Annotated in this window: 1 pseudogene; it reads left to right on the top strand. The window is 67.8% G+C overall.

What is annotated here, in order from left to right:
* Positions 1–242: pseudogene (locus tag RB628_RS42170) on the top strand (helix-turn-helix domain-containing protein); the annotation flags it as partial.

Below are 242 nucleotides of genomic sequence, written 5' to 3'. Positions count from 1 at the left end.
GTAGCCATCTCGGCAAGCGCCATCCAGCAGCTCCGCACCGGGACCAACACGAACCCGAAGATGCAGACCATCCGGGCGCTGGCCGGCTTCTTCGGCGTGCCTCCCGGCTACTTCTTCGACGAGGAGGTAGCCGAGCGGACGCGTGCCGAGATTCAGGTGGTCGCGGCGATGCGCGACCGGGAAGTGCGCAGGGTCGCCCTGCGCGCCAACGGGCTCAGCACGTCGAGCCTGCAGATGCTGAA

It is taken from the genome of Streptomyces sp. ADMS, from assembly GCF_033441795.1.
Taxonomy (GTDB): domain Bacteria; phylum Actinomycetota; class Actinomycetes; order Streptomycetales; family Streptomycetaceae; genus Streptomyces.
This window is presented reverse-complemented; position numbering and strand designations above follow the sequence as displayed.